We start from the raw sequence: 26,878 nt of genomic DNA, 5'->3' as shown, positions 1-26,878 counted from the left end.
CTCATCAGACCACTGATGTCTTCAAGTTAACTATATGATTACTATTAATTAAAGTAACCGTATCGTTAACTTGCCACTTATTTAACCTGTATTTGCTTTTGTTTCGTCCCAGATCTGTTGAATAACACTTTACGTTAACGTAAAGTGTTGGCAGCTTTAATTAAAGATAGTGCAGATGTTGCAAAGTTTAACCAGCAGCAATCACCCATAATAATAATTTAAAGGGGCACTGTTTTACCGACAACAAAAGAAGGTAGGTTATGAGTAATCCAAATAACGTATCGCTGAATATTAACCACGAGCTTGAATTTATTGATGGTCAAGCGCTTAATATTCCAACCCTTAGTATTTTAACTGAGGACGGCGACATTCATCCTAGTGCAACCGCACCTGATATTTCAAAACATACGGCTATTAAGTTATATGAAACAATGCGTTTTATACGTTTGTTAGATGAACGTATGCAAGGCGCGCAGCGCCAAGGCCGTGTTAGCTTTTATATGCAATGCCTAGGCGAAGAAGCCGCAGTTACAGCCTCTGCTGCTGCACTTGATCAAGACGATATGATCATGGCTCAATATCGTGAACAGGCAGCACTGCATTATCGTGGCTTTACGCTTGATCAATTTATGAACCAAATGTTTTCAAATGAATTGGATTTAGGCAAAGGTCGTCAAATGCCAATTCACTATGGTTCTAAAGCGCTAAACTACATGACGATCTCATCGCCATTGGGTACGCAAATACCACAGGCAACAGGTTATGCATATGGCCAAAAAATAAAGCACATCGACGCTAAAACAGGCGAGCTTTCCAGCACAATTGATAATGTAACCATTTGTTATTTTGGTGAAGGTGCTGCATCTGAAGGTGACTTTCATGCTGGTTTAAATATGGCAGCGGTTCACAGAGCGCCGGTTATATTTTTTGCACGTAATAACGGTTATGCCATATCTACCCCTGCTGATGAGCAGTTTAAAGGCGATGGTATTGCCTCTCGTGGAGTGGGTTATGGTATTAAAACAATTCGTGTTGATGGCACCGATGCACTTGCTGTGTATGCGGCGACTGAAAAAGCACGCGAAATAGCTTCAACACAAGGTGAGCCTGTACTTATTGAATCGATTGCTTATCGTTTAGGAGCGCATTCTACGTCAGACGATCCAAGTGGTTATCGTTCTAAAGATGAAGAAGCGAATCATCAAACGTGTCCTATTGATAAATTTAGAAAATGGCTGGTCAAGCAAGACTGGTTAAACGAAGAAGACGATTTAAAAGCAAAAGAGTCGATTCGTGAAGAAATTTTAGCAGCGCTTAAACGTGCTGAAGTTGTTGCAAAGCCCGCTTTAGAAGAATTGATATCTGACGTTTACGATACACCAATTCCATTATTGCAACGCCAATACGAGCAACTAAAAGAACATATAAAACAGCATCCAGATGCTTACCCAGTAACTGCAGGGAGAATTAAGTAATGGCTAAAATGAACATGCTCCACGCAATTAACTCTGCTCTGGATATTACGATGAATGAGCATCCTCAAGCCTGTATTTTTGGTGAAGATGTTGGTTACTTCGGTGGTGTATTTAGAGCAACATCTGGCTTGCAAGAGAAGTACGGTAAACATCGTGTTTTTAATACGCCTTTAACCGAGCAAGGTATTTTAGGTTTTGCTAATGGTTTAGCGGCTTTTGGTGCGCCTGCATTAGCAGAAATTCAATTTGCTGATTATATTTTTCCAGCGTTTGATCAAATAGTAAATGAAGCCGCTAAGTTTCGTTATCGCAGTGGTAATGAATTTAATGTCGGTAACTTAACTATTCGTACGCCCTATGGCGGTGGCATTGCCGGTGGTTTGTACCATTCACAATCACCCGAAGCGTATTTTGCGCACACACCAGGTTTGAAAGTAGTTGTACCGCGTAACCCTTATCAAGCTAAAGGATTATTACGTGCATCAATTAAAGACGATAACCCGGTCATATTTTTTGAGCCTAAGCGTTTATATCGTGCATCAATTGGCGAAGTGCCAGAAGAAGATTATAGTATTGAATTAGGCACGGCTGAAGTAGTACAAGAGGGTAGTGATATTACGCTTTTAGCGTGGGGTGCTCAAATGGAGATTATTGAAGATGCAGCAAAGCAAGCAAGCGAGCAAGGTATAAGCTGTGAAGTTATTGACCTTCGTAGTATTTTACCATGGGATGTTGAAACGATTGCTAAATCGGTTACTAAAACCGGCCGTTTAATCGTGAGTCATGAAGCGCCTATAACCAGTGGCTTTGGTGCAGAGATAGCCGCGACAATACAACAAGAGTGTTTCTTGCATTTAGAGTCGCCAATTTTACGTGTATGTGGTCTAGATACCCCATACCCGCTGGCACTTGAAAAAGAATACGTACCGGATGCACTAAAAGTGTTGGCTGCAATTAAACAATCAATGGATTTTTAGGGGTTACCATGGCTAAAGATTTTATATTACCCGATATTGGTGAAGGCATTGTTGAGTGCGAAGTAGTTGAATGGCTAGTACAAGAAGGCGATACCGTATCTGAGGATCAACCAATCTGCGATGTTATGACAGACAAAGCATTAGTACAAATTCCGGCAGTGCATGATGGCGTAATTTCAAAGTTATATTATCTAAAAGGTGAGATTGCTAAGGTACACGCTCCTTTATTTGCTATGGATGTTGCAGGTGAAAGCATTAGCAATGAAGTAGTACAAGAGCCAGTACAAGCTGAAAATAAAACTAATAATACAACTGATGTGGTTGAGGACTTTATTTTACCAGATATTGGTGAAGGTATTGTTGAGTGTGAGATTGTTGATTGGTTAGTTGCAGAAGGCGACGAAATAGAAGAAGACCAAGCGGTTTGTGACGTAATGACCGACAAAGCATTAGTACAAATTCCGGCAAAATATACAGGCACTGTACAAAAGTTATATTATCAAAAAGGCGAAATAGCCAAAGTACATAGCCCGTTGTTTCAAATGACAATTGCAGGCAGTGCACCAAAACCAAATGTTGATATAAACCAAGCGGTCGTAAAGGCTCAAACTAATGCCGCCGCTGAAAAAGTTGCCTCTGTTAAAACGCAGCAAGCTGCAAAGGTTATCAATCAAAAAGCGGTGGCGTCGCCTGCAGTTCGTCGTAAAGCACGTGAGCTTGATGTTGATTTAACGTGCGTACCAGGTAGTGGAAAAAATGGACGTATTTACAAGCAAGATATTGAAGAGTTTGTAAAAGGCGAAGTGCCAAATACTATTGATACTTCACCGCTTGATAGCGATGCTTCTCAAAGTGCAGTACAAAACCAAACGCAGAATCAAAGCGGTGGCGTAAGAGTCGAGCAAATTAAAGGCATTAAAGCGGCCATGGCCAAGCAAATGGTAGCGTCGGTTTCAACTATTCCGCACTTTACGTTTAGCGATGAAATAGACTTAACACAGCTTATAGCTTTGCGTAGTTCTTTAAAAGAGCAGTACAAAGCACAAGGCGTAAAGCTCACTATGATGCCATTTTTTGTAAAAGCATTGTCGCTAGCAATGAAAGAGTACCCTGTACTTAATTCAAAAGTGAACGATGAATGCTCAGAGCTTACCTATTATAACGATCATAATATTGGTATAGCGGTTGATTCTAAAATCGGCTTGTTAGTGCCTAACATTAAATCGTGCCAGAGTAAGAGCATTGTTGATGTGGCAAATGATTTAACCCGCTTAACTCATTCAGCGCGAGAAGGGCGTGTTGCACCGGATGATTTAAAAGGTGGGACAATTAGCATCTCTAACATTGGTGCGATTGGCGGCACTATTGCGACCCCTATAATTAATAAACCAGAAGTGGCTATTGTTGCGCTTGGTAAACTACAGTATTTACCGCGTTTTGACGAAAGTGGGCAGGTTGTAAGTAAAGCTATTATGCAAGTGAGTTGGTCTGGGGATCATCGTGTTATTGATGGGGGCACTATTGCTCGTTTTAATAATTTATGGAAATCGTACTTAGAAAATCCATCAGCAATGATGATGGCTATGAGTTAATAGCTAAATTGTTAATATGTAATAAAAACCAGCTTTTAGCTGGTTTTTTGTTTTAATGTCAGCTGTTTTTAATTAAGATACAAATGTTACTAAAAAGTAATAAAGTTAACCCCGTTAGGGAATATAAAAGATAACACTAAGGAAATTTCATGGAACATTATATGAACGCGTTGCGTAGCTACGCAGATTTTTCAGGCCGTAATCGTCGTAAAGCATTTTGGATGTTTATGCTAATTAATATTATTTTTTCGCTTTTAACAAGTGTTATAGATGGTATTACAAACACAATGTTCGTAAGCTCAATATATAGCTTAGCTTTATTGATCCCTCAATTGAGTGCGGGTGCACGTCGTTTACACGACACAGGCCGTTCAGGATGGTGGCAGCTACTTTGGTTAGTGCCAGTAATTGGTTGGATTGTTTTAATTGTTTTTCTTGCACAAAACTCACATGAAGGTGAGAACGATTATGGCCCAAATCCAAAAGAACTAGCTGCAGAACCAGCAGCCGTATAAATAAAATAAGTTAACATCCTAAAAGCTCAGCAATAGCTGAGCTTTTTTGTTTATGGCAATTTTAACTTAAAAAGTAAAGGCCATAGCCAACGGCCAAAGCAGGAATAGATGTATACACAGTCGCAATTACAGCCGCTTTAGGTGCCATTGCAATTGCAGGAAATAACGCATCACCATCGTTAGATATTGCATTAGCAGTTAATGCGCTAAATGGAATGATCCCCTGAATATATAACGTAGTAACAATTATTTGCGGACCACAACCGGGTAAAAAACCAATCACCACAGCAATAAGTGGCGCTAAATAAGCATAATGTGCAAACCAGTTTTTTAAATCAAGCCCTGCAATATTTACTAAAATCTCAAACAACATAAACGATGCCACTACCCATGCGGTCACAAAGTGTGTGTCTTGAAGTACTTTAATAATTTTAGAAGGTGGATTACATTCATCGTCTTCTGAGGTTACTTCTTTATAGCTTTCACCTTTAGAAGAATACGCCCATATAGTTACAGTAAATAACGCCATTGCAGCACCAAAAATACTAATACTTGTGCCTGTGTATTTTCCAAATTGATCAAAGTCGACATTAAATGCAATTAAAAAAGCAATAATGAGGCTTGGAATAATAGCGAACATCCAAACGGGTTTGCTTATTTTAATTATACGAGTTGGCAATACTTTAACTTGGTGTTTTTGTTCTTGCTTTGTTGGGCGTAAAAAGTCTTTTGCATGAAGGGCGTTTACTATAACACCACAAAGCGTGCCTACTACTAAGCCAATGGCCATTATGGTTAAACCTTCAGTAGGGCGAGTGGCAAGGAGTAAAAATGCGGCATCTCCCATTGTAGCTGTTAAAACAGCAACAATAGCCCCAAAACTTGCTTGGCCTTTTGTAAACTGGGTAACCACTATTATTGCACCACCACATCCAGGAAGGGCACCTAAAACGGCAGCAAAAAATATTTCTAATACCGGCGATTTAGCACTTAAATAACTAAGCTCTAATTGAGGTAAATGCTCTATGGCGTAGTAATAAATTAATAATGTAGCAGCAACAAATACGCTAACTTGAAAAAAAGCATCGCTTAGTGCTGTTATTGTAATCTCACGAAGTGATGGCACAGCTAAGCATACCAGCAAAAAAAGCGGTAATAATAAACGTTTATTTTGGCTAACAAAGCGTTTAGAAGCGGGCGTAATAAATCCTATTTGAGAGAGTAAAATCATACAGTGTTACCAATTAAATAAATTTAGTAACACTGTATATTTTAATTAAATGATAATCAATATCATTTGCATCTATTTAAATCGATTACTCTCTTTGAGTTTTTCGATGTTAAACCAATGCTACTTACGTTGAAATTCTGAGTTTGCATTCCACGTTGGCCATTGCTCTTGCTCCGAAATATCAAAACCTACTTTATAAAACAATTGTAAGTCTTGAACAGCACCCGATAAATCCCATTCGTCACGGTAACGATCACATGGTTGATGATAACAACCGCGAAGTACTAAACTCATGCGTTTACGGTAATTAGCTGTCTCTTCGTCAGCTGCGACTGTGCCGCCACCTGCGTACATGGCTGGAATCCCCATATTAGCAAATGCAAAGTGATCAGAGCGGTAATAGCCACCAGATGATGGTTTAGGATCGCCTGATATTGTTCTGCCTTGCTCTTTAGCTGCAGTTGCTAAAAACTCATCCATTTGTGACTTACCAATACCGACCACATTCATGTCTTTTACTTTGCCTAATAAATTTAAGCTATCCATGTTTATGTTAGCGACTGTTTTATTCGCTGCAATCACTGGATTTGCTGCATAGTACTTAGACCCTAATAAGCCTTGCTCTTCAGCAGTTACCGCTAAAAATGTCATTGAACGGCTAGGGTGCTTAGGTAATTTTGTAAAGGCTTCGGCTACTTCAATTAGCCCAGCGGTACCCGTTGCATTGTCGTGAGCACCGTTATAAATTTGATCGCCTTTACGTGTTTTATCTGTACCTAAGTGATCCCAATGAGCTGAGTAAATAACATGCTCATCTGGTTGCTCGCTTCCTGGTAACGTAGCGATAAAGTTATACGATACTGATTTTTTAATCGTGTTTTTAACATTAACAGAAGCAGTTAAATCGCCCATATCAACATGGTAAGCACCTTTAGCTGCGTTTTCTTTCGCAGTATCGAAATCTAATCCTGCTTTAGTAAAAAGCTCTTTTGCTACGTCAGTTGTAACCCAGCCTTCAACGGCTACGCGGTCCATGTTGTTGTTTTCTTTTTGAAAACCAAACTGCTCGCCGCTCCAAGAATTTTCAACAACCGACCATGGGTATGACGCAGGTGCTGTTTCATGAATAATAATTGCGCCAGCTGCACCTTGTCGACTTGCTTCTTCATATTTGTATGTCCAACGACCGTAATAGGTCATCGCGTCGCCAGTAAATAAAGCAGGGTCTTTTGTTGCAAAGCCCGGATCGTTAACCAGCATTACAACTGTTTTGCCCTTAACGTCTAAGCCTTCGTAATCATTCCAATTGTATTCAGGTGCATTAACGCCGTAGCCCACAAATACAAGTTCAGAATTTTCTATGCCTTCTTGTGCGCTAATGCGGCTGCTACCCATAACCATGTCTTTTTTATATTGATAGTCTTTACCACCAATACTAAGCACCATGTTTGAATCAGCTTCTAAAGAAACCAATGGCACTTCTTGTAAGTAACTGTCGCCATTACCTGGTTTTAAACCTAAAGCTTTAAACTGCGCAGTTAAATAATCAAGCGTTAGCTTTTCGCCAGGTGATGAAGGAGCACGGCCACCAAATTCATCCGATGCGAGCACTTTTACATGTTTAGCCAGTTCATCAGCTTGAATACTGTTATAACCATTTGTTACATCAGTAGGGGTAATCCTTGTTGTTGCGCAACCTGCTAAAACAGCAGTAGCGAGGAGTGTGAGAGAGAAATAATGTTTCATGTCAGCTCTTTTTTTGTTTTAAGTTGTGATTAGTATATTAACTTCTATTAAGCAGAACCAGTTTTTGCGGTAAACTTCTCGTAAATTATAGGCATAAATTGTTAAAGGTTTAAATGAAGCGTTTTACTCCCCCCGAGCAGTGGCAAATCAGTAGTTTAGAAACAGGTGCATTTGCGCATTTACGTGAGCTATTTAAAGTTAACGAACTAACAGATTGGCCGGCGCCGCAGTGGTTTTCTCCATTTTTAACTGCTATTAATGAGAATAATATTCCTATTACTTTTGAAGATGATGCAAAGTTAGACTTTGGCGAGCGGTATTACGAGCAAGTAATTTTTGAAACGGGTGTTGTACCTACACGAAGTAAAAATTGGCATGACTTATTTGGTGGGTTTATATGGTGTTTATTTCCAAAAACCAAAGCGTTAATAAACCATAGACATGTGCAAGATATAGCTGAGCATGGACTGCAACAGCGTACTAAGCATCGTAATGCATTAACGCTTTTTGATGAATGTGGCGTTGTATTAGCTATAAGTGAGAGTAAATGGCAGCAGTGGCTTTGCGATCACCAATGGAAAACTGCATTCGTTGAACACAAACATGAGTGGGGTAAAACAATAAAACCTTTTATGTTTGGTCATGCTAATTATGAAATGCTAACAAAGCCTTATATAGGTTTAACGGGTAAAGCGTTATTTGTTTGTGTACCTAATGAAATATTTTGTAAAGATTTAGTAACTCAATATCAGTACCTTGACCAAGCCCTTTATGAGATGATTAATACAGATAACTGCTTAGCCGATAACAAAAAGCTTTCACCACTGCCTTTATTAGGTGTGCCAGGCTGGCATGATGAAAACAAAGACGACTCTTTTTATAACAATACAGATTATTTTAGGGCGAAACGAAGGATGCGAACATGATAGAAGTTGCTGGGCTTAAAAAGAAATTTAAGCTAACTAAAGATCACAAAAAAAATAAAATAGACGACATCGATCCTCGTGAAGATAAAGACTATTTTCATTCAGTACGAGACGTAAGCTTTAGCTGCGCGAAGGGTGAGGTACTTGGATTACTAGGACCCAATGGCGCAGGTAAAACAACAACACTTAGAATGATATCAACCGCATTAAAGCCCGATGAAGGTTCAATAACAATTGCTGGAAACGACATTGTAAAAAAACCGTTATTAGGGCGTAAGTCTATCGGTTTTTTATCAGGCTCTACCGGTTTGTATGGTCGCTTAACTGTAAAAGAAAACATAGAGTATTTTGCAAAGCTTCACGGTATGAGCAAAAGCGATATTGCATCGCGTTGTGATGAGCTATTTACATTGCTTGATATGCATAAATTTGTAGATAAACGCGCTGAAAATCTATCAACTGGTATGAAACAAAAAGCGAATATCGCTCGTGCTGTTGTACATCGCCCAGCAGTAGTGGTGCTCGATGAGCCAACAACGGGGCTCGATATAATGACCACGCAAACCGTTATTCAATTTATTAAGGGCTTAAAAGCGCAAGGTACTCCTGTTATTTTTTCTACCCATCATTTAGATGAAGTTGCACTTTTATGTGACCGAGTCGCTGTAATTAACGAAGGTATTAGCTGCTTTGACGGTACAGTAGATGAATTTAAACAAGCAGGTAATAGTGATGAGCTTAATCAAGCGTTTATGAACATATTAACGGAGAAACATGATGTTTGAGGTATTTAAAAAGGAATTAAGAGAGTTATTACGCGACAAAAAAACGCTATTATTTGTTGTTGCGCTCCCTGTCGCTATATTTCCGTTATTGTTTGCTGTAATGGCATTTATAAGCTCACAAGCAGCGATGGATGCAGAACAAAAAGTAAATACGTATGCCATTATTAATGGTGAATACGCACAAGAGTTTACTGATAAAGTGTTTTATCACAAAAGTTTTGAGCTTTATAAAGGCACTAAAACCTTTAATAACATTGAAGAGCTTAAAGCTGGCGTTATAGCTGGCGATATTGATATGGGTATTTATTTACCAAGCCATGCTGAGCAAACATTAGATGATGGAAAACAAAGCCAGTGGCAGGTTGTATTTAACGATTCAAAATCTATCAATTTTTTATTCGAACGCGTTAAAGAGCTCGCAAAAGAATACAGTGATGTGCTGCAAACTCAAAAGCTAATCAGTTTTGGTATTGAAGAGTCTGTTCAAAAATCTATTCTTAACCCAATTGAAGTAATTAAGGTGGATACAGCCGATAAACGTGAAAACCTTGGCGAAAAAATTGGCGGGTTTTTACCTTACTTACTTATACCATTAGTACTAATGGGGGCTACTTACCCAGCTATTGATTTAGGTGCTGGCGAAAAAGAGCGCGGCACGCTAGAAACACTCCTACTTACACCTATTACGCGCACAGAGCTAGTGCTTGGTAAATTTATAACTTTGTTAACTACATCCATTGCCTCCACAACCATAACTGTCTTAAGCATGGGCTGTTGGATAGCACTGGCGTTAGCATTTGCTGATCTTGATTTTATTAAAGCCGCGTTTAGTACGTTAGCAGTTACCGATTTACTGATGATATTTGTACTGCTACTACCTGTGGCTGCTATATTCTCAGCCTTAGCTTTAGCTATATCTATTTATGCGCGTACGTTTAAAGAAGCGCAAAACTACATGGCTCCGCTTAGCATGGGTGTATTTTTCCCTATTATTATTTCAATAATGCCAAATATGGAGCTTACTGCTAAAACTGCATTCATTCCTGTTACAAACGTGGCTTTAGCGATTAAAGAAATAGTAAAAGGGACTGTTGATTACACATTTGTGGGTTTAATATTTTTAGCTACTGCAATCATTGCGGCTGGGCTACTGGCATTTTGCGTTAAATGGTTTAACAGAGAAGATGTACTATTTAGATAATATAGATTTAGCACTCTAAAAATATATAAAAGGTAGCAATGGCTACCTTTTATATTTTAAAAAGATAATCGGTTGAAACAACTATTTTATAGTCTGTGTAAGTCGATATGAGTACTCTCATTCATTTATAATTCATATAGAGAGTGAGCTTTAAATAAAACTAATGATTTAGTCTTTTTATTATAAAAATTATAGCGATAACTGATTAGTTAGATGGTCCAATTCTTTCGTTAATGCTCTATACTAATAACAATAAAAATTTATGGTGAAGGTAAATGCTAAAAAGAAATATTTTGTTGAATGTAACAAAAAATAATAAATTAATGCTCGTTGCAACAATAATATTTGTTCTTATAGCTTTGCCTTCTCTATATATGTTCGATCAAAAAGTAAGAAGTGATGTTTACCATTCAGCTCAAATAGAATTAAAACGTGAGCTTGAAACAAAAAGCCTTTCACTAAAAAACCATCTCAAAGATAGTGTTACCGCTATTCGCTTTTTAGACGCTACCCCCCCGATTAAAGGCATTACTCGCGCCACTGAAAATAAGAAAATTGATCCCTTGTTAGGCACGCACATTGACGTTTGGGAAGAACGCTTAGCGAGCATTTTTAGTGGTTTTATGCGCACAGATGACAGCATACTTCAGGCTCGCTATATTATTCTCGCAGATGGTGGACAAGAAGTTGTCAGGGTTGATCGAAACCAGCGAGGGGAAATTAATCGACTGCAAGGCCTGCAATTACAAAAAAAAGGTCAACGCGATTACATGATAAAAGCGAGCATGCTCGATAATAAAAGTGTTTATATTTCTCCTATTAATTACAACCGTGAAAATGGGCAGATACAAGAACCCTATATAAGTACTTTTCGTGTAGCTAAGCCTGTTTTTGATGAAAAAAATAAGATATTTGCAATATTAGTCACTAACTACTTTGCTGATAAATTAATAAAAAGTTTAACGGTTGAATCGCCAGATGGAACACACATTTACCTCATGAATAATGAAGGTGAATTTCTATATCATCCAAACTCTCAACTGCGCTTCGGATTTGAATTTAATAAAGCGAAAACGTGGACTGAAGAATTTTCCGCTGCAACCACAATGCTAGAGCAAGGTACTTTACCGCTAAGTAATTACCCAATTGCTTATACATTAAAAAAACGTATTTCGCTTGAGGGTGATATTGCGATGTTACCTTTAGAGCTTGGTGTAAGTGTTAATACTAAAACGTTGTTAGCAAAGGTTAGTGAAAGGCGTCAAAACTTTATTGTTATGCTACTCATGTTTTTTGGTATATTTTTAATTATTGCCTTTTTATACCAACGTTTCATCAACCGTAAATTGTTAATTAATTCGTTAAAAGAGCAAAATAATAAAGTAATTGAAAACTCACTGGATGCTATTTTTACGATTGAGCAAACTGGCGAAATTGTTCACTTTAACAGCACGGCTAAAAAGGTTTTTGGTACTTCAATTACAGGTGTTAGTCCTGACTTTGTCTCTTTATTTAACTTAAATGAAGTCGATAACAACTGTATAGAAGAGACAATTTCAAACGGGTCAAAAATGCCGTTTGAAGCTATCTACACAGATGGTTATGGCAATAAACAATATTTTTCAATTACGCTCAGCAGTATTTTTGATGTATACAATAACCGTTATCAAGTAGCGGCTATTTTAAGAAATATTAGCTCCTTAAAAAACACTCAATCAGAGCTTGAAGGTTTGAACAGTACTTTGGAGCTAAAAGTATCACAAAGGACTGTTGAGCTAGAGCGCGCAATTGATCAAGCATTAGCAGCAAGCCAAGCAAAAAGTGATTTTGTAGCAAATATATCTCACGAAATCCGTACACCGATGAATGGCGTTTTGGGTATGCTTGAAATGCTCAAAGAAGATGGCTTAAGCGAACAACAATATCATTACCTAAAACTAGCCAACAGCAGTGCTAACTCACTGATGAACTTGATTAACGATATTCTCGATTTTTCGAAAATAGAAGCGGGTAAGCTTGATATTGATAATCATACATTTGATGTTGTTACAGTATGTAGCGATATGATTAGCTCTTTAGCGTTACAGGGCCAGCGCAAAGGTCTTGAAGTATTTTTAGATACTAAAGATGTAGTAGACAGAATGGTTATTGGCGACAGCCATCGCCTTAAACAAATTTTAATTAACTTAGTTAATAATGCTTTTAAATTCACTCACCGAGGTGAAGTAAGTTTAACAATTGGTTCTAAGTACATTACCGACTCAAAGTTATTAATGAGCTTTACAATAAAAGACACTGGTATTGGTATAGCACCAGAGAACATAGACAAACTATTTGAAGTGTTTACACAAGAAGACTCAAGCACAACCCGCCACTTTGGTGGTACAGGCTTAGGCTTATCTATATGTAAAAAGCTCGCTCAGTTAATGGGTGGTAATATCACTGTTATAAGTGAAAAGGGCGTTGGTAGTACATTTACAGCAACGGTTGAGCTACACGTCGCACAAGAGAAAAAACTAAATACAGGTATTGAACTTGCTACTAGCATTATCGTAGCTGCATTAATAGCGCGCGATAATGTCTATCAAAATGTGTGCGATTTGTTGCTATTAACTTGTAAAGTGAATGCAGAAAACATTATAAGACTCGACTACTTTAGTGAGCATAAAGAATTTGAGGCTGACTTATTATTGATTGATGATGAGCACCCTCAAATTGATGCCCTTATTAATTACTGTAAACAGTTTAATAAAAAGTATGTTTTAATTTTACGCGACATGGTGACCGATAAACCAACTAAAATGGTGTTACCTGAAGGTAGCCATATTTTAAATAAACCGCTTACCCAAGATCAATTCAGCTATAAGTTAGCCAGCTTATTTGGTGCTAGTAATGACTGTATTATAGCGCCACCCAAGGGCTTAACAGAAGAACAAGTAGAGCCTGACCTTTCTGCTTATCATATATTATTAGTAGACGATAATATGATAAACATTGAAGTAGCTAAGGCGATTTTAAAACGTACTAAAGTAAAAATTACCTGTGCATCAGATGGCGTAGAAGCATTAGAAGCATTGAGAGAAAACACAGAACAATCCTTTGATGTAATTTTAATGGACTGCCAAATGCCTAATCTAAATGGGTACGATACAACAAGTGAAATCAGAAATAGTAAAGCCGGAGTCGATTACACACACATTCCTATTATTGCGATGACAGCAAGCGCGATGGAAGGTGATAGAGAGCGTTGTTTAACTGCAGGCATGAACGACTATATTACTAAACCAATCAAGCCAAGAACGCTAAAAGATAAGTTAATCACCTGGCTAAGTTAATAGTTATTAATTGTGAATCAGCTGCTTATGCAGCTGATTTTTTTGGTTTAGCATCCGTCGATATATTTAACTTTGTTTTGTCGGCGCTATCGAGTACGGATTGTGTGTCTGACCAATGTAGTAATTCAATTTTTCCATCTTGCTGCTCTACCAGCGCTGTACAGCTCTCAATCCAATCTCCATCGTTACAATACATAATTCCGTCATCTACTTTTATTTTGGGATGATGAATGTGTCCACAAATAATACCGTCTACGTTTTGCTTTTTAGCTTCATGAATTGCGGCATCTTCGAAGGCTTTAATTGCTTCACGTGCTTTGTGTACGCGAGCTTTTATCCATGATGCAAGCGAGTAGTAATTACCACCAAATAGCTTTCGAATACGATTGGTCCAGCTAATAAAAAGTCGTATCCTGCATCGCCCGCGATACTAATAAGTTTGTTATAGCGTGTCGCTGAATCAAAATCATCACCGTGTACGAGTAAAAAACGTTTATTAGCTTTAGTGGTGTGAATAAACTGCTGGTGGATTTCAATACCAAATAACGTTTGATTTATATAGTTCCTAAACGTTTCGTCATGATTACCGGGTATATAAATGATGCGTGTACCATTAACTGCTTTTTGTTGTATACAGCTCAATACTTGATAATGCGAAGGGTGCCAATAAAACTGTCTTTTCATCGACCATAAATCAATAATATCACCCACTAAATAAAGTGTGTCGGATTCTACCGAGTTTAAAAAATCGAGCAAATAATCGGCTTTACAGTCTTTGTAACCTAAATGAACATCTGATATCCAAATAGTAGGGTAGTGTTGTTTCTTACGCTGTTGATTGTTTGTCATGCCCGTTATCCATAGTGTAATAGTTAACACTGTAGATAAACCCAATGACACTTATGAGACACTTTAGCGAAGCCTCTATGACAATTTATACAAAGTCATGCAATTAAAATACTTATATAGAGCTAAGGCGTGTTGACCTTTCGTGATTAATTTTACAGCAGTATGTTTGTTTTTTTGGGCAATAAAGAGCATATGTAGCGTGGTTATTCCCCATAAATAGGCGATAACGCAGTATAAATGCCAAACATGCGCTGCCCTTTGAGTTCTTAAGGGACTATTAGCTCTTTGTTGCCTACATAGATGTCGGTAAGGGGCGTAAGCAGGACGCGGAAGCTTTGCTCGGCTTTTTAATGGATGTAAGTCAGTAAAATAACGCAGGAGCAGTTATCGAGTCTACTAGGTTACAAACTTCGCGCTGCGATTAAATCGTCCCTAGATTGAGCGAATTTCGATCCCCGAGATCAATGCGCCTTAGGAAAGGTGAGTTGATGATCAGCTACCATTACGCATTGCTATTAATTGCGCATAAAAAAGGCCGCATTTTAAATGCGGCCTTATAGTCTGTTCTAAGCGTGGGTGTTATTAACCTTTAACGGCTGCTTTAATTGCATCAATTGCTGTATCGATATCAATCATTAGCTTTTCACCTGTACGGCGGTTTTTAAGTTCAACTTTACTCTCGTCAAGGTTACGCTCACCAATTACTAGCGTAAATGGCACACCAATTAGCTCCATGTCATTAAACATAACGCCAGGGCGCTCTTTACGATCATCAAATAATACATCAAGACCTGCATCTTTTAAACCTTGGTAAAGGTTATTTGCAATATCAGGAATACGATGCGATTTGTGCATGTTCATTGGAACAATTGCTAAATCGAATGGCGCGATTGATTTTGGCCAAATGATCCCGTATTGATCGTTGTTCTGCTCAATAGCAGCGGCAACAATACGTGAAACACCAATACCGTAACAACCCATAGTCATGGTTTGGTTTTTACCACCTTCGTTTAACACGCCGGCTTTCATGGCTTCTGAGTATTTAGTGCCAAGTTGGAAAATATGTCCAACTTCAATACCGCGTTTAATTTGCAAAGTACCTTCACCACATGGGCTCATATCGCCTTCAACAATATTACGAATATCAGCAACGTCGTAATCAGTTACGTCACGATCCCAGTTAATACCGCTGTAATGCTCGTCGTCTTTATTTGCACCGGCAACAAAATCAGCAAGTATGTTAGCTGTTCTATCAACAATAATAGGCATTGATAAGCCAACAGGGCCTAATGAGCCAGGCTTTGCGCCAATAGCAGCAACAATATCCGCCTCTGTTGCCATTTCAAGCGGAGAGTCTACTAATGGGTGTTTTTCAGCTTTTAGTTCATTTAATTCGTGATCGCCACGAAGTACTAAGGCAACTAAACCACGTACTTCATTTTCATCAGGCGTACCATAAACAATTAACGTTTTAACACCGCGATGTGGCTTAACACCGTAGTGTTTTTTAAGCTCGTTAATAGTTTTAGCGTCAGGTGTTGGAAACGCTTTAAGCTCTTTTGATGCTTCAGGGCGAGCTTCAATAGGTGCCAGTGCTTCTGCTTTTTCAATGTTAGCGGCGTAATCACTACCATCACTAAATGCAATTGCATCTTCGCCCGATTCAGCAAGTACATGAAACTCATGCGATACGCTACCACCAATAGAGCCTGTATCGGCTATAACAGGGCGGTAATCAAGGCCTAAACGCTCAAAAATGTTACAGTATGCTTTGTGCATTGCTTGATAAGTTGCATCTAAACACTCTTCACTTAAGTGAAAAGAGTAGGCATCTTTCATTGTAAATTCACGAGCACGCATTACCCCAAAGCGAGGACGACGTTCGTCGCGTACTTTAGTTTGTACTTGGTATAAAGTAACCGGTAGTTGTTTGTAGCTGCTTATTTCTTTACGAACAAAATCTGTAATAACTTCTTCGTGTGTTGGGCCAAGTGCAAACGTACGGTTATGACGGTCTGTAAAGCGCATAAGCTCAGGACCAAATTCATTCCAACGACCAGACTCTTCCCACAAATCAGCAGGTTGAATAACAGGCATTAGCATTTCAATGGCGCCAGCTTTGTCCATTTCTTCACGTACAATGTTTTCTACTTTACGTAGCACGCGTAAACCAGAGGGTAACCAAGTGTATAAACCCGAAGCGACGCGACGGATCATACCGGCTCTAAGCATTAACTGATGCGATACAATTTCAGCATCTGATGGCGTTTCTTTAAGTGTTGCGAGTATATATTGGCTTGTACGCATGTTTTTTCCGAAATAGAGTAATTATATTCTTTTAATAGAGCTTAAGTTTACCAGCGGATGCTTTTACACTAAAGCGCTAAGTGAGTTATTTAGTTTTTTTCTATGCTTGTTACTAAGTTATGTGCATCATTAACTTGCCAGCGAATATTAAAGTCATAGAGAGTCATCCCGTAGCTTTGCATTTCTTCTTTTTGTTTTTTATAAGCAGGGCGAGGATCTTGTTTTAAAACATTGGCTATAAAATCATGTAAGTCTGGGTATTGTGATTGGGCATTAACGAACTCAATTGCCTGAGGGCTAAATTCAACCGTCATTTGTGTTTCAGGGCGCGTGTCAGCAAAGCCAGCGCTTGCATCGGGCATTGAGTCTGAATAAGGCAAATACGGTTTTATATCAATGATTGGTGTGCCATCAAGTAAATCAATCCCAGCAAGTAATAAGCTAAGCTGTCCGTTTTTATATTCAATGCCTTCAAGTTTTACAGCGCTCATTCCAATCGCGTTGGGTCTAAATGTAGCGCGGGTAGCGAATACGCCTTTTCGCTCATTACCACCTAATCGTGGAGGGCGTACCATAGCAGAATAACCTTTATCAGCTGTTTCATGAAAACGAAATAGCAACCAAATATGAGTAAATTCATCGAGCCCGCGTACAAATTCTTCGCGATTAAAATCAGGTGCAAAAATAAGCTTTGCTTTAGCTTGGGGCACTAAACGCGGTTGCCTAGGTATAGCAAACTTTTGTTTATAAGGAGATTCAATGTGGCCAATAGCCGAAATGGTGTAATCGCTCATAGTACTCGGGTACAAATAAAATAGAGCGCTATTCTACCCGCATTTAGTCTTTATCGCATTAAGGTAAGAAAGTTTATTACTTATAAACCGCTCGGTTTAAATCTTTAATTAGACTGAATGGTTTATATGAGTGTATCAATTAAAAAGAGCCTGAAACAAAAAAGGTAAGCCCTTAGGCTTACCTTTTATACATGTTAAATATTAATTAAAACATGTACTGAACTGATACAGATGCTACATCCATATCTGGATCAATATCGTCATCAAGTTTGTAGCGTTCGTACTCTAAACGAAATTGTACATTTGTTGTAAGTGCGTATTCAATACCCGCACCATAAAACGCATCACCACCATCTGTAGAAGCTGTTACACCGCCTACTGGTAAATCTTGTGTGTAATCAGCATCCCATTCAAGCCAACCGCCTTTTGCATACACAGAAAAGCTCTCAGTGATAGGATAGCCCAAACGTGCGGCAAGCGATACGCCATCAATTTCAGCTTTGCTGTCGATATCACTCACTTCATCAAAGTTTTGATATGCAAGCTCTAAGCTTAAGTATTCATTAAATTGTGCACCAACGTAACCTTTAAGCATTTGTGCATCGTCGTCAAAATCAGTGTCGTTATCGCTATCTTCAAATTCAAAAGAATATTGACCGTAACCAATACCTGTGTAGATACGTGGAGAATCGAAATCAGAAATGTCAGCGTGTGCTGCAGAGTTAAAACCCATTGTTGCTAAAGCAAGTGCAGAAAGAGAAAGTGTTTTAATCATTGAATAGCTCCTTTAAAATAATTTAAATGTTTGATTAAACTTATCAAACGACAATTATCTAATTGCAGCGAACATGCCAATTTTAAAAATGATATTAAAACGCCATAATAGCTACTTTTGTATTAGTTATTATGGCGTTTAGATTGTTTTATAAACAAACTGAACTTTTTGATGATTTTGTTTTCAAATATAAGTTGTATGTTTTACAAAACATTATGAGTTTTTTACATGCCTATAGGTATAGGATACATTCTTAAATGATTATTTTGGTATCTAAACTGTATGAAGCAAGTTTTCTGTTTCTATCGCAATTTCTTTCATTTTTATAGCGTAGTTTTCTAATTTAATATCTTCTTCGGTTACGGCTTTAAACGAAGGGACTTCTATTGGGTAGCCAGTTTCGTCCATAGCAATAAAACTAATAACACAGTGGTTTGTTTCTACCATGTTCTGTGTTTTTGGGTCGCCACATCTAACTTGAATAAATATTTGCATGCTACTTCTACCCGTATGGGCAATTTTTGCTTCTACTTCTACAATTTGGCCTACTAGAATAGGGCGTCTAAATTTAACACCTGCAACCGAAACCGTTACACAGTAATGACCACTCCAACCAGCAGCACAGGCATAGCCTGCTTGGTCAATCCATTTCATGACGGCCCCACCATGAACTTTACCTCCGAAATTTACATCAGTAGGCTCTGCTAAAAAACGAAAAACAACTTTTGACGACGGCATAGATAATACTCATATTTATTAAAACTACTATTAGCATAACGTAAAAAAGGGGCCGAAGCCCCTGCAATTTAGGATATGTTTATAATTTATATGTAAAAATAGTACTTAAATACGTATCTAGCGCATAATTTAGTTACATATTCGGGTAGTTTGGCCCACCAGCGCCTTCAGGTGTTACCCATGTAATGTTTTGACTAGGGTCTTTAATATCACAGGTTTTACAATGCACACAGTTTTGAGCGTTTATAACAAACTCTTTACTGCCTTCTACTTCTTGCACTTCGTAAACGCCTGCTGGGCAATAACGCTGTGCAGGCTCATCAAATTTCACTAGATTTACGTTAATAGGGATTGACGCATCTTTGAGCTTTAAATGACAAGGCTGTGATTCTTCGTGATTCGTATTTGATAAAAACACACTTGAAAGTTTATCAAAGCTAAGTTGCCCATCTGGTTTTGGATACGCTATTTTGTCAGCGGCGTTAGCATCAACAAGGGTAGAGTGATCGGGCGTATTATCTTTAAACGTAAACGGTAAAGCGCCATTAAAGATATTTTGATCAAGCGTGTTGTATGCACCCCCTACAAACTTACCTAATTTGTGCATAGCAGGGCCAAAGTTACGAGATTGATATAGCTCTTTGTATGCCCACGTTTTTTCAAACGCAGTTTGATAATTGGTTAAATCGGTATTTGCTAACTCATTTTGCAGTGCTTCAAAAATAACCTCAGCGGCAATCATTCCCGATTTCATTGCAGTGTGATTACCTTTAATTTTTGCAAAATTAAGTGTGCCTGCATCGCATCCTACAAGTAATCCACCAGCAAAATGCATTTTTGGTAATGAATGTAAGCCGCCTTTGGCTATCGCACGTGCACCGTATGCAATACGTTCACCGCCTTCAAGTACCTTTTTAAATACAGGATGGTGCTTAATGCGTTGAAATTCATCAAATGGACTTAAATGCGGATTTGAGTAATTTAAATCAACAATTAAACCTACAACAACTTGATTGTTTTCGCTGTGATACATAAATGCACCACCATTAGTATCGCCGCTGAGTGGCCAGCCTGTACCATGAACTACTTTGCCTAGCTCATGTTTACTTTCATCTATTTGCCAAATTTCTTTAAAGCCTAAACCGTAATGTTGTGGCGATGAATCTGCATCAAGTGCAAATTCATTAATTAGCTGCTTACCTAAATGGCCTCGGCAACCCTCAGCAAAAATAGTGTATTTTGCTCTAAGTTCCATGCCTGGCATGTAACCGTCTTTTTCATTACCGTCTTTGTCGACTCCCATATCGCCAGTAATAATGCCTTTTACTGCTTTATCTTCAATTATTAAAGAGTGAGCACTAAATCCTGGGAATATCTCTACGCCTAAGTTTTCAGCTTGCTCTGCAAGCCATCGACATACATTACCCATAGACACAATGTAGTTACCATCATTATGGAATGTTTTAGGCGTAGCAAAGTCGGGGATAGATGTCGCTTTTTGCTTATTATTAAACCAATAAATTTCATCGTTAGTGACTTTGGTTGTAACAGGGGCGCCCAGCTCTTGCCAATTTGGTAGTAGCTCATCCAAAGCTTTGGTTTCAAATATAGCACCAGATAGTACATGTGCACCCACTTCAGAACCTTTTTCGACTACGCAGATCATGCACTCTTGTTGTTTTTCTTGTGCTAATTGCGCGAGTTTAATTGCACTTGAAAGCCCAGCAGGTCCTGCACCAACAATTACTACATCAAATTCCATGGTTTCACGTTCGACCATAATAACCTCTTTATCTATGACGGACTTATTCGAATGTTTACTACGCATTTAAATAAGGTGTACAGCCTATTTATAACCTTGCAAATTAAACGTTACAGACTGTGAATAGTTAAAGGTTATTTTAGGTTGACGTTTACGTCAACAGGAAGTAGTCTAATTTCATAAAATAAATAGGTTGACGTGCACGTCACCTTGTAGGTTTCAATAATTATGGAGTTCCTATGAAAGTTCTCGTACCAATAAAAAGAGTGATTGATTACAACGTAAAAGCACGCGTTAAAAGTGACAACAGCGACGTTGATTTAACCAACGTAAAAATGGCAATGAACCCGTTTTGTGAAATTGCTATAGAAGAAGCCATTCGCCTTAAAGAAGCCGGTACGGCCAGCGAAGTTGTTGCTGTTACTATTGGTCCTAAAGCATCGCAAGAGCAATTACGCACAGCACTAGCACTGGGTGCCGACAAAGCCATTCACATTGAAACCGATGAAAAGCTCGAGTCACTCCATATTGCAAAGCTACTCGCTAAAATTGTAGAGCAAGAATCTCCTGAGCTTGTAATTTTAGGTAAACAGTCAATCGACTCAGATAATAATCAAACAGGTCAAATGCTTGCTGCGCTTACTAATTGTGGGCAAGGTACATTTGCATCAAAAGTGGTTATTAACGATGGTAAAGTAAACGTAACCCGCGAAGTGGATGGTGGTTTGCAAACGGTGGCACTTAATCTACCTGCAGTTGTTACAACTGATTTGCGCTTAAACGAGCCTCGTTATGCATCACTACCAAATATTATGAAAGCTAAACGTAAGCCGCTTGAAGTAATAGCAGCTGATTCGCTTGGTGTTGATTTAACACCGCGAATTCAATTAATAAGCGTAGAAGAGCCAGCTAAACGCACCGCAGGAATTATTGTTGAAGACGTTGCACAGCTTGTAGAAAAATTAAAAACAGAGGCAAAGGTGATTTAAATGAAAACACTCGTAATTGCAGAGCACGATAACGGTGCCTTAAAACCAGAAACCTCAAAAACTATTAACGCTGCAGTAAAAATGGGTTTTCCTGTTGATGTACTTATTGCAGGTAACAGCCTAAGCGCAATGAGCTCACAAGTTGCCAGCATTGATGGCGTAGCTAATGTTTTAGTTGCCGATAATAGCGTTTATGAACATCAGTTAGCTGAGAGCATGACCGATTTAGTTTTATCACTTAGCGATACCTACAGTCACATTGTTGCAAGTGCGACGACAACAGGCAAAAACTTTATGCCACGTGTTGCTGCGTTATTAGATGTTGCGCAAATTTCTGAAATTATTGCAGTAGTGGACGCAGATACATTTAAACGTCCAATTTATGCAGGAAATGCAATCGCAACGGTTAAGTCACTCGATAGTAAAAAAGTAATTACCGTACGTGCAAGTAGCTTTGATTTACAAGGTGAGCAATCAGCAGCGGTTGTTACTAATATTGATACTGTGTCAGATTCACAATTAAGTAGCTTTGTAAGTGTTGAACAAACAGAGTCAGAACGTCCAGAGCTTACGGCTGCTACGGTGGTTATATCGGGTGGTCGTGGTATGCAAAACGGCGAAAACTTTGCATTACTTAATGGTATTGCCGATAAACTCGGTGCTGCGATTGGTGCGTCGCGCGCAGCGGTTGATGCAGGCTTTGTACCTAACGACATGCAAGTAGGGCAAACAGGTAAAATTGTAGCGCCTAACTTATATATTGCAGTAGGTATCAGCGGTGCTATTCAGCATTTAGCGGGCATGAAAGACTCAAAAGTAATCGTTGCGATTAATAAAGATCCTGATGCGCCAATATTTCAAGTAGCAGATTACGGCCTAGTCGCTGATTTATTTGAAGTGCTACCTCAGCTTGAAGGCGCTTTATAACGCTTAATTAAGCAAAATTTATTCTGGTTGAAAGCCGTGGTGCTCTTAGAGTGCTGCGGCTTTTTTATACGGTAAATTAAAAACACAAAAAAACCAGCCAATTGGCTGGTTTTTAGTATTTATAAACGGCTAACTTAGTATTAGTAAGTTGCGCTGCCTTTAGTACGAGGGAAGGCAATAACGTCACGTACGTTGCCCATACCTGTTACATAAGCAACTAAGCGTTCAAAGCCTAAACCAAAGCCTGAATGCGGCACGCTACCGTATTTACGTAAATCGCGGTACCAGCTGTAATCTTCTTTGTTTAAGCCCATTTCTTCTAGGCGTGCATCAAGTACATCAAGGCGTTCTTCACGTTGTGAACCACCAATGATCTCACCAATACCTGGTGCTACTACGTCCATTGCAGCAACGGTTTTTCCGTCTTCGTTTTGGCGCATGTAAAATGCTTTAATATCGCGCGGGTAGTTTTTAATAACTACCGGTGCTTTAAAGTGTTCTTCAGCTAAGTAACGTTCGTGCTCAGACTGTAAATCAACACCCCATTCAACAGCGTACTCAAACTTTTTACCACACGTTTTAAGGATTTCTACAGCGTCTGTGTAATCAACTTGTGCGAAGTCTTTATCTACAAATTCTTCTAAGCGAGTGATTGCAGTTTTTTCTACACGTTGTGCAAAAAATTCCATGTCGTCACGGCGCTCTTCAAGTACGGCTTTAAATACATACTTAAGCATGTTTTCAGCAAGTTTTGCGATGTCTTCTAAATCAGCAAACGCAACTTCAGGTTCTACCATCCAAAATTCTGCAAGGTGGCGAGAAGTATTTGAATTCTCAGCACGGAAAGTAGGGCCAAATGTATAAATTTTTGACATTGCAGACGCGTACGTTTCGCCGTTTAACTGGCCAGATACAGTAAGGAATGCTTCTTTACCGAAGAAATCTTCGCTGTAATCAACTTCGCCTTTATCTGTAAGCGGTAAGTTTTGCATATCAAGCGTAGACACACGGAACATTTCGCCAGCACCTTCACAGTCACTTGCCGTAATGATTGGCGTGCTGATCCAGTAAAAGCCTTGCTCGTGGTAAAAACGGTGAATAGCTTGTGCTAAACAGTTACGTACACGTGTTACTGCGCCAATCATGTTTGTACGAGGGCGAAGGTGAGCATGCTCACGTAAGTACTCAATGCTGTGGCGCTTTGCCGACATTGGGTATGAATCTGGATTCTCTACCCAACCTAATACAGTCACAGTGTTAGCTTGAATTTCGTAAGATTGACCTTGGCCAGCAGATTGTACTAAAACACCAGTAACCGACACAGAACAACCGGCTGTTAAGCTAGTAACTTCATCATAATTATTCAGTGAATTAGGAACTACCGCTTGAATAGGATCAAAACACGAACCGTCATGAACGGCTAAAAATGAAATTCCTGCTTTTGAATCGCGGCGAGTACGGATCCAGCCCTTAATTGTTACTTGGCTGTCTACCGCAACATTGCCTTTTAATAGCTCTGAAATCGCTAAATGGCTCATCTTCACTCCAATGATATAAGTTGCCTAACTATTTTATTTTAACTGTGCGCAACACTCGGGCATAAATTGCACATAAACGGCGCTGCACTTGAACCCTGTATCTTACCTAGTAAAGTTGAATAAAAAAACTATTGTGGGCAACTCTTTAAAAGTTTTTATGCATGCGGTTTATTTTTAAACAGTTTTTAGAGTTTAATTGCCACTATTATGATTTGTTGCTCTTAAATTTAATGATTTTGTGGCATTATTAACAAACAAATCAAATTAATATTTATTCACACTTAAAAAATCGATGCTATGAAACAAGTTTTTATTTTACGAGGACTACCAGGAAGCGGTAAGTCTTACTATGCGCAAAGCCTTGCTGACGAATTAGGTGGAGTTGACGAAAGCCAATACCTAATCTGCTCAACTGATGATTACTTTATTAATGAGCAGGGCGAATATCATTTCGATAAATTTAAATTGTCGCAATTTCATAATTTAAATTTAGCGCGCTTTATAAATGCACTTGCTCAAGGTATGCCATTGGTAATTGTAGATAACACCAATATTAAAAAGTGGGAATTTATAGCTTACTCTCAAGCTGCTGTTGCTCTAGGTTATCAAGTAAAAGAAGTAATAGTGGGTGAAGTGAAAGACAAGTCAATGCAGCACTTATATGCTAAGCGTAATTCTCATAATGTCCCGCTTAAAACAATAAGTAAAATGGCGTACATGTTTGAGTGGTAGTGCTAAATTTTAGACAGCACGTCTAAATCATTTTGAGTTATAGCATCTAAATGAGCAGTGATTTTTTCATTGCTCCAATCCCACCAAGCTATATCTAGCAGCGTATTTATTGTTTTATCGTCAAATCTGTTTTTTATCACTTTAGCGGGGTTTCCACCCACAACGCTATAAGCAGGTACATCGCAGGTAACAACTGATTTACTGGCAATAATAGCGCCGCTGCCAATTTTTACCCCGGGCATAATTGTAGCGTTATAACCAATCCAAACATCATGACCAATTTCTGTATTGCCTTTAAAGGGTAAATCATTTGATTTTGGTGCAGATTTTCCCCAGCCATTACCAAATATAAAAAAGGGATAGGTAGAAAAGCCAGAAGTTTGATGGTTAGCACCATTCATTATAAAAGTAACGTCTTTAGCGATGGCACAAAACTTACCGATTAGTAGCTTGTCTCCGATAAAATCAAAATGGTAAAGCACATTTTTTTCAAAGTTCTCAGGCCCATCAGGATCGTCATAATAAGTATAATCGCCTACTTCAATATTGGCGGAAGTAATAAAGTTTTTTAAAAAACCTACTTGAGGAAAACCTTCCATTGGTGAAGGATTATTTGGGTTTGGTCCGTTCATCGGGTTTCCTCTTAATTTTGAGTCAGATAAAAATATTAATCTATAGATTTATAAACCGCTAGTGGGTGCGATGTACTTAGTGATACATGTACTTCATCGCCAGGGTTTACCGCAACTTCATGGCTTACTCGACTAGTTACAACAGTAAAGCACGCAAGTTTTACAGCGCACAAGCGGCTGCCACCTTCAAAACGTACCCAAATAACTTCGCCGTTATTGCCAACACTGCTTTGAACGAGTAATACATCGTCTGGTCGAAGTAGTACATCAACGTCGCCACTTTCACAGTCAACGCCATGAGCAGGAGCATTACCAATTGAAGTAGTGGCTTGTCCTTGGCTAAATTGGCCGCTAATAAAGCTCGCCTCACCTAAAAAACGTGCCACAAAGCGATTGTTTGGGGTACTAAAGCAGCGCTCTGGCGTATCAATTTGTTGAATTTCACCGCCTTTTAAAACGCCAACACGATCGCCAACAGAAAGTGCCTCTTCTTGGTCATGTGTTACCCAAATAGCAGGTACGCCAGCGGCTTTAAGTGCGTTTCTAATATCCCAGCGAAGCATGTCTTTAAGGGCAGCATCTAAGTTAGAAAGCGGCTCATCAAGTAATACAAAGTCAGGCTGGTGGGCAAGGGTGCGTGCAAGTGCGACGCGCTGCTTTTGGCCGCCAGAAAGCGTTGCTGGTTTTTTATCTCTAAAATCGCTCAGTCCAAGTAGGTTTATCCAATACTCAGCAGGGGCTGTATCTTTTAATCTAAAGCAAATGTTTTGCTGTACGGTTAAGTGCGGAAATAATGCAAAATCTTGAAACACCATACCTACACTGCGTTTTTCAGGAGGTATTGTTAATTTAGGTGTAGCACGCCATTTACCCGTGTTTATTTCGCCTTCGCTAATAGGTATAAGGCCAGCAAGGGCTTGTAAAATTGTACTTTTACCACAACCTGTTGGCCCTACAAGCATAAGGATTTCGTTTTCACCTAGCGATAAGTTTAAATCGCTTACTACGCGGTTACTGCCATAATCTATAGACAACTGACTTACAGATAGCAT

The 26,878-nt window shown here is 38.8% G+C and carries 21 protein-coding genes and 1 pseudogene; 11 read left to right on the top strand and 11 right to left on the bottom strand.

The window, feature by feature from the left end:
- The first annotated feature begins 260 nt into the window (after positions 1 to 260).
- From WNY98_RS08125 to WNY98_RS08110, 4 genes are all read left to right on the top strand, one after another.
- Positions 261 to 1,475, top strand: a complete 1,215-nt coding sequence (locus WNY98_RS08125) for a thiamine pyrophosphate-dependent dehydrogenase E1 component subunit alpha (protein ID WP_024599565.1) — start codon at positions 261 to 263, stop codon at positions 1,473 to 1,475.
- Complete coding sequence (locus WNY98_RS08120; RefSeq protein WP_342877603.1) at positions 1,475 to 2,452, top strand: alpha-ketoacid dehydrogenase subunit beta; 978 nt, start codon at positions 1,475 to 1,477, stop codon at positions 2,450 to 2,452. Before WNY98_RS08125 ends, WNY98_RS08120 begins: the two co-directional genes overlap by 1 nt.
- Positions 2,453 to 2,460: 8 nt before the next feature.
- Positions 2,461 to 4,044, top strand: a complete 1,584-nt coding sequence (locus WNY98_RS08115) for a dihydrolipoyllysine-residue acetyltransferase (RefSeq protein ID WP_342877602.1) — start codon at positions 2,461 to 2,463, stop codon at positions 4,042 to 4,044.
- 149 nt (positions 4,045 to 4,193) lie between these two features.
- Positions 4,194 to 4,559: a DUF805 domain-containing protein gene (locus WNY98_RS08110; RefSeq protein ID WP_290173357.1), complete on the top strand. Its 366-nt coding sequence runs from the start codon at positions 4,194 to 4,196 to the stop codon at positions 4,557 to 4,559.
- Between the two features lie 61 nt (positions 4,560 to 4,620).
- On the opposite strand, the gene WNY98_RS08105 is transcribed toward WNY98_RS08110, so the two are convergent.
- Positions 4,621 to 5,790 (bottom strand): putative manganese transporter, encoded by a 1,170-nt coding sequence (locus WNY98_RS08105; protein WP_138489105.1) that lies wholly within the window; start codon positions 5,788 to 5,790, stop codon positions 4,621 to 4,623.
- Between the two features lie 120 nt (positions 5,791 to 5,910).
- On the bottom strand, positions 5,911 to 7,536 hold the full coding sequence (locus tag WNY98_RS08100; protein WP_342877601.1) for a M28 family metallopeptidase: 1,626 nt from the start codon (positions 7,534 to 7,536) through the stop codon (positions 5,911 to 5,913).
- 113 nt (positions 7,537 to 7,649) lie between these two features.
- On the opposite strand from WNY98_RS08100, the gene WNY98_RS08095 reads away from it, so the two are divergent.
- The 4 genes from WNY98_RS08095 (at position 7,650) to WNY98_RS08080 (ending at position 13,783) form a co-directional block, all read left to right on the top strand.
- Positions 7,650 to 8,462 (top strand): DUF3025 domain-containing protein, encoded by an 813-nt coding sequence (locus tag WNY98_RS08095; RefSeq protein ID WP_342877600.1) that lies wholly within the window; start codon positions 7,650 to 7,652, stop codon positions 8,460 to 8,462.
- A complete protein-coding gene (locus WNY98_RS08090; RefSeq protein ID WP_007586825.1) occupies positions 8,459 to 9,247 on the top strand; it encodes an ATP-binding cassette domain-containing protein in 789 nt (262 codons plus the stop codon). The genes WNY98_RS08095 and WNY98_RS08090 overlap by 4 nt, the downstream gene beginning before the upstream one ends.
- A complete protein-coding gene (locus WNY98_RS08085; RefSeq protein ID WP_076924603.1) occupies positions 9,240 to 10,448 on the top strand; it encodes an ABC transporter permease in 1,209 nt (402 codons plus the stop codon). Before WNY98_RS08090 ends, WNY98_RS08085 begins: the two co-directional genes overlap by 8 nt.
- A 275-nt stretch (positions 10,449 to 10,723) precedes the next feature.
- A complete protein-coding gene (locus WNY98_RS08080) occupies positions 10,724 to 13,783 on the top strand; it encodes an ATP-binding protein (RefSeq protein ID WP_342877599.1) in 3,060 nt (1,019 codons plus the stop codon).
- Positions 13,784 to 13,808: 25 nt separating this feature from the next.
- Here the strand turns inward: WNY98_RS08080 and WNY98_RS08075 are convergent.
- From WNY98_RS08075 to WNY98_RS08050, 6 genes and pseudogenes are all read right to left on the bottom strand, one after another.
- Positions 13,809 to 14,632: pseudogene (locus WNY98_RS08075) on the bottom strand (UDP-2,3-diacylglucosamine diphosphatase).
- Positions 14,633 to 15,214: 582 nt separating this feature from the next.
- Positions 15,215 to 16,939, bottom strand: coding sequence for a proline--tRNA ligase (locus WNY98_RS08070; RefSeq protein WP_342877598.1), 1,725 nt, complete (start codon positions 16,937 to 16,939; stop codon positions 15,215 to 15,217).
- An 89-nt stretch (positions 16,940 to 17,028) separates the two neighbouring features.
- Positions 17,029 to 17,733: a tRNA (N6-threonylcarbamoyladenosine(37)-N6)-methyltransferase TrmO gene (tsaA, locus tag WNY98_RS08065; protein WP_121953993.1), complete on the bottom strand. Its 705-nt coding sequence runs from the start codon at positions 17,731 to 17,733 to the stop codon at positions 17,029 to 17,031.
- Positions 17,734 to 17,938: 205 nt separating this feature from the next.
- Entirely contained in the window at positions 17,939 to 18,508 is a 570-nt protein-coding gene (locus WNY98_RS08060; RefSeq protein WP_024599554.1) for an outer membrane beta-barrel protein, read from the bottom strand.
- Positions 18,509 to 18,781: 273 nt separating this feature from the next.
- Complete coding sequence (locus tag WNY98_RS08055) at positions 18,782 to 19,246, bottom strand: acyl-CoA thioesterase (protein ID WP_007586808.1); 465 nt, start codon at positions 19,244 to 19,246, stop codon at positions 18,782 to 18,784.
- Between the two features lie 133 nt (positions 19,247 to 19,379).
- Entirely contained in the window at positions 19,380 to 21,026 is a 1,647-nt protein-coding gene (locus tag WNY98_RS08050; protein ID WP_342877597.1) for an electron transfer flavoprotein-ubiquinone oxidoreductase, read from the bottom strand.
- Positions 21,027 to 21,247: 221 nt separating this feature from the next.
- Between WNY98_RS08050 and WNY98_RS08045 the strand changes: the two genes are divergently transcribed.
- Positions 21,248 to 21,997 carry an electron transfer flavoprotein subunit beta/FixA family protein gene (locus WNY98_RS08045; RefSeq protein WP_342877596.1) on the top strand — a complete coding sequence of 250 codons (750 nt, stop codon included), beginning with the start codon at positions 21,248 to 21,250 and terminating at the stop codon, positions 21,995 to 21,997.
- Positions 21,998 to 22,924 carry an FAD-binding protein gene (locus WNY98_RS08040; RefSeq protein WP_342877595.1) on the top strand — a complete coding sequence of 309 codons (927 nt, stop codon included), beginning with the start codon at positions 21,998 to 22,000 and terminating at the stop codon, positions 22,922 to 22,924.
- A gap of 140 nt (positions 22,925 to 23,064) precedes the next feature.
- Here WNY98_RS08040 and asnS read toward each other — a convergent pair whose 3' ends face one another.
- Positions 23,065 to 24,462 carry an asparagine--tRNA ligase gene (gene asnS / locus WNY98_RS08035; RefSeq protein WP_007586801.1) on the bottom strand — a complete coding sequence of 466 codons (1,398 nt, stop codon included), beginning with the start codon at positions 24,460 to 24,462 and terminating at the stop codon, positions 23,065 to 23,067.
- 297 nt (positions 24,463 to 24,759) lie between these two features.
- Between asnS and WNY98_RS08030 the strand changes: the two genes are divergently transcribed.
- A complete protein-coding gene (locus tag WNY98_RS08030) occupies positions 24,760 to 25,194 on the top strand; it encodes an ATP-binding protein (protein ID WP_024599550.1) in 435 nt (144 codons plus the stop codon).
- Positions 25,195 to 25,196: 2 nt separating this feature from the next.
- On the opposite strand, the gene WNY98_RS08025 is transcribed toward WNY98_RS08030, so the two are convergent.
- On the bottom strand, positions 25,197 to 25,826 hold the full coding sequence (locus WNY98_RS08025; RefSeq protein ID WP_342877594.1) for a Vat family streptogramin A O-acetyltransferase: 630 nt from the start codon (positions 25,824 to 25,826) through the stop codon (positions 25,197 to 25,199).
- A gap of 35 nt (positions 25,827 to 25,861) precedes the next feature.
- The gene (locus WNY98_RS08020; protein ID WP_342877593.1) at positions 25,862 to 26,878 is read right to left on the bottom strand and encodes an ABC transporter ATP-binding protein; all 1,017 of its coding nucleotides are present in this window, start codon (positions 26,876 to 26,878) and stop codon (positions 25,862 to 25,864) included.

The sequence above is a fragment of the Pseudoalteromonas sp. AS71 genome (assembly GCF_038900275.1).
GTDB lineage: Bacteria > Pseudomonadota > Gammaproteobacteria > Enterobacterales > Alteromonadaceae > Pseudoalteromonas.
This window is presented reverse-complemented; position numbering and strand designations above follow the sequence as displayed.

Coding starts and splice junctions, on each gene's coding strand:
- WNY98_RS08025 (WP_342877594.1), bottom strand. CDS start 25,826: ATGAACGGACCAAACCCAAATAATCCTTCACCAATGGAAGGTTTTCCT.
- WNY98_RS08040 (WP_342877595.1), top strand. CDS start 21,998: ATGAAAACACTCGTAATTGCAGAGCACGATAACGGTGCCTTAAAACCA.
- WNY98_RS08045 (WP_342877596.1), top strand. CDS start 21,248: ATGAAAGTTCTCGTACCAATAAAAAGAGTGATTGATTACAACGTAAAA.
- WNY98_RS08080 (WP_342877599.1), top strand. CDS start 10,724: ATGCTAAAAAGAAATATTTTGTTGAATGTAACAAAAAATAATAAATTA.
- WNY98_RS08050 (WP_342877597.1), bottom strand. CDS start 21,026: ATGGTCGAACGTGAAACCATGGAATTTGATGTAGTAATTGTTGGTGCA.
- WNY98_RS08060 (WP_024599554.1), bottom strand. CDS start 18,508: ATGATTAAAACACTTTCTCTTTCTGCACTTGCTTTAGCAACAATGGGT.
- WNY98_RS08085 (WP_076924603.1), top strand. CDS start 9,240: ATGTTTGAGGTATTTAAAAAGGAATTAAGAGAGTTATTACGCGACAAA.
- WNY98_RS08090 (WP_007586825.1), top strand. CDS start 8,459: ATGATAGAAGTTGCTGGGCTTAAAAAGAAATTTAAGCTAACTAAAGAT.
- tsaA (WP_121953993.1), bottom strand. CDS start 17,733: ATGAGCGATTACACCATTTCGGCTATTGGCCACATTGAATCTCCTTAT.
- WNY98_RS08110 (WP_290173357.1), top strand. CDS start 4,194: ATGGAACATTATATGAACGCGTTGCGTAGCTACGCAGATTTTTCAGGC.
- WNY98_RS08115 (WP_342877602.1), top strand. CDS start 2,461: ATGGCTAAAGATTTTATATTACCCGATATTGGTGAAGGCATTGTTGAG.
- asnS (WP_007586801.1), bottom strand. CDS start 24,462: ATGAGCCATTTAGCGATTTCAGAGCTATTAAAAGGCAATGTTGCGGTA.
- WNY98_RS08105 (WP_138489105.1), bottom strand. CDS start 5,790: ATGATTTTACTCTCTCAAATAGGATTTATTACGCCCGCTTCTAAACGC.
- WNY98_RS08030 (WP_024599550.1), top strand. CDS start 24,760: ATGAAACAAGTTTTTATTTTACGAGGACTACCAGGAAGCGGTAAGTCT.
- WNY98_RS08095 (WP_342877600.1), top strand. CDS start 7,650: ATGAAGCGTTTTACTCCCCCCGAGCAGTGGCAAATCAGTAGTTTAGAA.
- WNY98_RS08100 (WP_342877601.1), bottom strand. CDS start 7,536: ATGAAACATTATTTCTCTCTCACACTCCTCGCTACTGCTGTTTTAGCA.
- WNY98_RS08055 (WP_007586808.1), bottom strand. CDS start 19,246: ATGCCGTCGTCAAAAGTTGTTTTTCGTTTTTTAGCAGAGCCTACTGAT.
- WNY98_RS08070 (WP_342877598.1), bottom strand. CDS start 16,939: ATGCGTACAAGCCAATATATACTCGCAACACTTAAAGAAACGCCATCA.
- WNY98_RS08125 (WP_024599565.1), top strand. CDS start 261: ATGAGTAATCCAAATAACGTATCGCTGAATATTAACCACGAGCTTGAA.
- WNY98_RS08120 (WP_342877603.1), top strand. CDS start 1,475: ATGGCTAAAATGAACATGCTCCACGCAATTAACTCTGCTCTGGATATT.
- WNY98_RS08020 (WP_342877593.1), bottom strand. CDS start 26,878: ATGCTATCTGTAAGTCAGTTGTCTATAGATTATGGCAGTAACCGCGTA.